Below are 6,033 nucleotides of genomic sequence, written 5' to 3' on the forward strand. Positions count from 1 at the left end.
GGATGGGCAACGTGAACAACCAAAACGTCGGCCCTACGGTGGCCGTGCTCATCTGCGGCATGTTCCTCGCCATTTTGAACCAGACGATGGTCAACGTCGCCATTCCGCACATGATGACCGATCTGAACGTGTCAACGACGACGATCCAATGGTTGTCGACCGGGTTCATGCTGGCGAACGCAATCATGATTCCGGTCAGTACGTTCCTCATGGCGACGGTCTCCACCCGGCTGTTGTTCGCCTTCGCCATGTCGATGTTCACCGTCGGCTCGCTTCTGTGCGGGATCGGCCCCTCCTTCGCCGTCGTGCTCGGCGGGCGAATCGTGCAGGCGATCGGAGCCGGAATTATGATGCCGCTGGTGACCAACATCTTCCTGCGCCTGTTCCCGCCGCACAAGATAGGCAAGGCCATGGGCACGATGGGGATCGCGATGGTATTCGCCCCCGCCGTCGGCCCGACTTTCGCCGGCTACATGGTCGAGCACTTCTCGTGGCGCATTTTGTTCTTCATCATGGTTCCGCTGGGCGCGATCGAGGTCGGGCTGACGTTCAAATATTTGTCCAACGTGTTGAAGCTGACGTATCCGAAGCTGGATTGGGCGGGGGCGATCTTCTCTACCATCGGCCTGGGGGCGCTCCTATACGGCTTGAGCGAAGCGGGCAGCCGCGGCTGGGGCGACGCGACCGTGGAGACGGCGATCGTCGTCGGGATCGTGTTCCTGATCTTCTTCGTATACCGTCAGTTCACGGCCCGCGTTCCGTTGCTGAACCTGGAGGTGTTCGGCAACTTCACGTTTACGATGTCCACCGTCGTCAGCGTCGTCGTCAACATGGCCATGTTCGGCGCCATGCTGCTGCTTCCGATCTACGTCCAGAACATCCGAGGGTATACGCCGGTGGAATCCGGCCTTCTGCTGCTTCCCGGAGCCGTTCTCATGGGCATTATGTCGCCGATCGCCGGCGCCTTGTTCGACAAGATCGGCGTTCGGCCGCTCGCCATCGTCGGGCTTGCCATTACCGCGCTGACGACTTACCAGTTCACCAAGCTGACCGGCCAATCGACCTATGCCCATTTGATGCTGTTGTACGCTCTCCGGAGCTTCGGCATCTCTTTCATCATGATGACGATTATGACGGAAGGCTTAAATGCGTTGCCGATTGCGCTGAAAAGCCATGGAACGGCCGTGTCCAACACGATGCGGCAGGTGGCGAGCTCTTTCGGCACGGCTCTGCTCGTTACGGTGATGTCAACCCGCACGAACGAGCATCTCGCCTCCTACGCCAACAACTTGACGCTGAACAATGCGATTGCCGCCGAGAACGTCGGCCAATTCAGCGCAGTCGTCACCGCCGCGGCCGGATTGCCCGCAGACGCAGGAACCGCCTACGCCTTATCCCTGTTGAGCGGCCTGGCCGCCCAAGCGTCCACGATCAACGGCATCAACGATGCTTTCCTCGTCGCGACTTACATTACGATCATCGGTATGGTGTTCTCCCTCTTCCTGAACCGCCCGAAGAAGAGGCCGGCTTCGCCGAGATGATCGCAGTGGAAAACCAAAGGCTCCGAACGCCGCTCGCCCGAGCGGTTTCGGAGCCTTTGCCTTTGCTTTTGCTTTTGGCCAACGCCAGCGCGGCGGTCTCCCTAATCCAAAGCCGATTGCATGAAGCCGCGGAATCTCAGCAGGGCGACGAGCAGCCCGGCGGCGGCAAATCCGGCCAGCGCGGCGATCGACGGCAGAACGCCGGACAGATGGACGCCTCGCACCATGATGTCCTGGAACGCTTTCTGCGCCCAATACTGCGGAACGAAATGGCTGATCGTCCGCATCGTTCTCGGCATGTACTCGATCGGGAACCACAGCCCTCCAAGCACCGCGCCGCCGAGCGCGATCAATTGGGTGAAGCCGATGCCCTGATTCTCGCCCCGGACGATCATGCACAACGCCAAACCGATGCCGGTGCCGCACAGCGCGAGCATAAACACAACGACGGCGACGGCGACGATATCGCCCAATTGCACGTCGTAGGCGATATGGCCGAAGGCGAGCAGAACGGTGCATTGCGCCAGCGCGACGCCCAGGTAGGCGATCCACATGCCGAGCAGATAGCCGATCGGCGACATTCGGGTCGTCCGCAGCCTCGCGGTCATGCCGGACGATTTGTCGCCGAGGAAACGGCGGATCATGGAAATGATAATAAAGAAGACGAACATAACCGTATAGCCGGGCACGACCTGCGTGACCGAATTGTTCGCCGTGGCGTTCTGCGGCTTGTCGTCGATGACGATGAGCGGAGCCATCGTGTTCTTGATCTGTGCGTCGCTCTCTCCGGCCGCCTTCAGCGCCCCTTCGATTTTCGACTCGCGCATGCCGTTTGCGATGTTTTCGAGCGTCGAGCGCAGCGGGGCGACAGTTTGGGAATTCGGGTCGCTGTACAGTTCGATCGAAGCCCGCGCTCCGTCGCTGCCCGCAAGGGCGCTTCCGAAGCCTTGCGGCAGAACGAGAAGTGCGGACTGCTTGCCGGATTGAATACGCGAGATTTGATCGTCCAGATCGCCGGCCGCTTTCTCTTCCAAGTTGTACCCGCTCTTCTCCCCGAGCGAAGCCAGGAAAGCCTGGGACGCCTGCGTCCCATTCATGTCGATATACGGAAGCGACACCTTCGTATCCCCCATGCTGCTGAAAACCGTTCCGAACAGCACAATAAACAAAATCGGCAGCAGCAGCAGCCAGAAGAACGTACCTTTTTCCTTGAGCAGAAGCTTCCATTCCTTGATCGCGATCGTGAATACCATCGTTCTCATCTCCTCGCCAGCGGCCTAATTGTCTCGCAGCGTCGTACCCGTCAGCGACAGGAACACCGTCTCCAGCGACGGGCGCACGATCTCGAGTTGCTTGACTTTGAGCGACTTCGCCTTGCACGCCGCCGCCCAGGCGGCGATGGCCTCAAGCGGTGACGGCGTCTCCACGACCCAGCCTTTGTCTTTGGGTTCGGGCTTGCCGAAGCCGGCCGGCTCCGGAGGCTTGGCAGCGTCCTGCAGCTCCAGGTATACGGCCTGCGTGCCGAACCGGTCCAGCACCTCGTTCAGGCCGCCGCTGACGATCACTTCGCCGCCGTCGATGATCGCCAGTTCGTCGCACAGACTTTCCACTTCCTCCATGTAGTGCGTGGAGTACAGCACGGTGACTCCGCTTTTTTGCAGCGATCGGATCATTTCGAAAATGTGGTTGCGCGACTGGGGATCGATCCCGACCGTCGGTTCGTCCATAATGATGAGCTTCGGTCGATGCAGCAGAGCGGCCGCGATGTTCACCCTCCGCTTCATTCCGCCGGAGAAGGAAGCAACCGCGTCCTTTGCCCGGTCGGCGAGCCCGACGCGCTCCAGCACTTCCCCGATTCTCCGCTTCAGCTCCGCGCCCCGAACGCCGTACATTTCGCCGAAGAACGTCAGGTTGTCGCGGGCGCTCAACTTCTCGTACAGGGTGATCGATTGAGGCACGTACCCGACCTCCCGCCGGATGTCCTCCCCCGACTTGCGGATGTCCCGCCCGAGCACCGAGACGTGCCCGCGATCGGGCGGCAGCAAGCCGGACAAAATTTTCATCGTCGTCGATTTGCCCGCCCCGTTCGGTCCGAGCAGCCCGAAGCAGCTTCCTTCCCGCACCGAGAACGTTACGTCCTTCAAAGCCGGTTTGGCCCCGTACGATTTGGCCAATCGCTCAATCACGATCGCGTCTCCCATGATCCGTCCCCTCTCCGTTATAGAACCAATTGTTTTTTGCACACGTTCACCGCTCCCGCGAACAGCAAGGCGGCGAGCAGCCAGGCGACCGGTATGATCGCCCACACCCAGAAGGACGCCGAGCCGTCGAACAGCATAACGGACTTGATTTTGCCGTCGTCGCCGTTCGACACGTTCAGCCAGTTGAACACATTGCCCAACAAGCCGAAAAGGATCCAAACCAGCGGAAGGAGCGGCCGCCACTTCGATCTCCCCACGACCCCCGCCAGGAGTCCCAAAGACAGCATGAAGGGCGAGGTGACGAAGACGACGAACAAGTACTGCGCTTCAAGCGAGACGAACGTTCCGAACGCGCCCATATCGCCGCCGTTGATGGCGAGATTGTACAGCTCGAGAAGCATCAAGGCCGCGAAGTAGATGAAGAGGAGCAGAAACGATTGCGCCGCGCTTGCCGCCAATTTGGACAGCAGCAACTTGGTGCGCGAATAAGGCAGCGTCAACCACCAGTCCGACGTCCCGTTCGACCATTCGCGCTTCAGCATTCCGAACGATACGCCGAAGACGACGAACGGAAACGCAAAGCATGCGTAGAGCAAATAATCCGGTTTGAATTGATCCTCTCCGCCCCAGATGGCGAATGCCGCCATCAGAAGGACCATGATGGCCGCCGCATACACCAGCCCCCATCGACGATAAAGCATTCTTCGGGTGTGGATGCAGAAATCGTGTTTGAACAAATAGGGAAAAACCCCTTTTCCTTGAGGCATCTCCGTGCCCTCCTACATGTAGAGTTGGCGATAAATGTCCTGCACCGATCCGCGCTCCGCCCGCAGATCTTCGACATAGCCGGACAGTGCGGCATGCCCGTCCCGGATGAACACCGCGTAGTCGAACAGGCTTTCCGTCTCCGCGATCTCGTGGGTGCTGATCAGCACCGTCTGCCGGCGCTCGCTGAAGTTGTCGATCAGAGCGGAAATGATGCGCTCCCGGGAGATCATATCGATGCCCGAGAACGGCTCGTCGAGCACAAGCAGCGGAACGTCCCGCGCCAGACAGACGGCGAGCATGAGGCGGGCTTCCTGCCCTTTGGACATGCCGCCGACTTCCATGTCGGCTTCAAGGCCGAGCGATTCGAGAATTTGCCAGGCGCGGTTCGGATCGAAGCCGGGAAGCAGGTTCGTGCCCCACTCGACCGCTTCGGCTACCGTTTGCGACTCGTACCAGCGGGCCCGATCCGGCAAATAGGCGATCTTCCGGTTGAGCTGCCAGGAGGGCCGCTCTCCGAGCACGGTCAGACTGCCTCTCTCCGGGCGGACCAATGCGGTCAGCATGCGCATGAACGTCGACTTGCCCGATCCGTTCGGGCCGAGAATCGCCGTCACCGCATGCTCGGGAATCGCGATATCGAACTCGTTCAGCGCATGACGCCTGCCGTATCGTTTTACGAGTCCTTTGCCTTGGATGGCCATGGTCGTCATTAGGCTTCACCGCCTTTGCTTCGCAAAATGGCCGCCACTTCGGAGGGCGTAAATCCGAGACTCCCCAGCTTCGCGAGAAACTCGTCCACCGCTTCCTCCGCGAGCCGATAGCGAATGAGCCGCACCTTCTCGGCATCGGTCGTAATGAATGTCCCTTGGCCGCGCCTCGTCTCCGTCAGACCGTCCCGCTCGAGCTCCTGGTAAGCCCGCATGACCGTGTTCGGATTGATTTTCAACGCTTGCGCCATCTCTCTAACCGAAGGAATTTTCTCTCCCAACGCAATCTCACCTTTCGCAATCGAGCTTCGGACTTGGTCCAGCACTTGTTCGTATAACGGTTGGCTCAAATCGAGCGCGAACCTCATGCCCCCGACGATGACTTCATTCAAGAGGGCACCTCCTTCTCGCTTATCACTGACTTAAGTGTATTATATCACTTAATACACTAAGAGCAATAGGCACTTTTAAAGATTTAAGGCGGATATTGCTCGATTGTTATCTATTTAGGGCTTGCTGAACAAGATCAATTTAAGCTGCTCCCAACGCATGAGCCTAGACCGTGATTTTCTTTGCGGTTTTCATGCAAAAAATCGGACGGAACGCAATGAATCTGAAAAAAGAGAAAAAAAGAACCCGCAGTCGCCGTTCCAGGTTCATAACCAGAAACTGGATAGCGATGACAGTTAAACTTGTATGAGCACCGCGGGAGCAAATTCGGCCCAAACCCAACTTGCGTTTGCCTTCGCCGAACTTTCCTTCGATCGCATTGCGCTGTGCAGCGTCTTGCTTCTCTTGCTTTCGATCATCGGCGTC

The 6,033-nt window shown here is 58.9% G+C and carries 7 protein-coding genes; 1 reads left to right on the forward strand and 6 read right to left on the reverse strand.

Annotation, left to right across the window (positions count from 1 at the left end; all coding sequences use genetic code 11):
- The first annotated feature begins 11 nt into the window (after positions 1-11).
- A complete protein-coding gene (locus G485_RS0109300) occupies positions 12-1,541 on the forward strand; it encodes a DHA2 family efflux MFS transporter permease subunit (RefSeq protein ID WP_027092341.1) in 1,530 nt (509 codons plus the stop codon).
- Positions 1,542-1,642: 101 nt separating this feature from the next.
- Here G485_RS0109300 and G485_RS0109305 read toward each other — a convergent pair whose 3' ends face one another.
- From G485_RS0109305 to G485_RS0109330, 6 genes are all read right to left on the reverse strand, one after another.
- Positions 1,643-2,794, reverse strand: a complete 1,152-nt coding sequence (locus G485_RS0109305) for an ABC transporter permease (protein ID WP_027092342.1) — start codon at positions 2,792-2,794, stop codon at positions 1,643-1,645.
- A gap of 24 nt (positions 2,795-2,818) precedes the next feature.
- Positions 2,819-3,727, reverse strand: a complete 909-nt coding sequence (locus G485_RS0109310) for an ABC transporter ATP-binding protein (RefSeq protein WP_338027743.1) — start codon at positions 3,725-3,727, stop codon at positions 2,819-2,821.
- Between the two features lie 32 nt (positions 3,728-3,759).
- The gene (locus G485_RS0109315) at positions 3,760-4,509 is read right to left on the reverse strand and encodes an ABC transporter permease (protein WP_027092344.1); all 750 of its coding nucleotides are present in this window, start codon (positions 4,507-4,509) and stop codon (positions 3,760-3,762) included.
- Positions 4,510-4,521: 12 nt separating this feature from the next.
- The gene (locus G485_RS0109320) at positions 4,522-5,220 is read right to left on the reverse strand and encodes an ABC transporter ATP-binding protein (protein ID WP_027092345.1); all 699 of its coding nucleotides are present in this window, start codon (positions 5,218-5,220) and stop codon (positions 4,522-4,524) included.
- Entirely contained in the window at positions 5,220-5,609 is a 390-nt protein-coding gene (locus G485_RS0109325; protein ID WP_027092346.1) for a GntR family transcriptional regulator, read from the reverse strand. The genes G485_RS0109320 and G485_RS0109325 overlap by 1 nt, the downstream gene beginning before the upstream one ends.
- Positions 5,610-5,772: 163 nt before the next feature.
- Positions 5,773-6,033 (reverse strand): transposase (locus G485_RS0109330; RefSeq protein ID WP_027092347.1); only part of this gene is annotated, 261 nt, incomplete at its 5' end.

The sequence above is a fragment of the Cohnella thermotolerans DSM 17683 genome, from assembly GCF_000429825.1.
GTDB lineage: Bacteria > Bacillota > Bacilli > Paenibacillales > Paenibacillaceae > Cohnella > Cohnella thermotolerans.

Excerpts from the sequence above, each read along its gene's own strand:
- G485_RS0109305 (WP_027092342.1), bottom strand. The coding sequence starts at position 2,794 with ATGGTATTCACGATCGCGATCAAGGAATGGAAGCTTCTGCTCAAGGAA.
- G485_RS0109315 (WP_027092344.1), bottom strand. The coding sequence starts at position 4,509 with ATGCCTCAAGGAAAAGGGGTTTTTCCCTATTTGTTCAAACACGATTTC.
- G485_RS0109320 (WP_027092345.1), bottom strand. The coding sequence starts at position 5,220 with ATGACGACCATGGCCATCCAAGGCAAAGGACTCGTAAAACGATACGGC.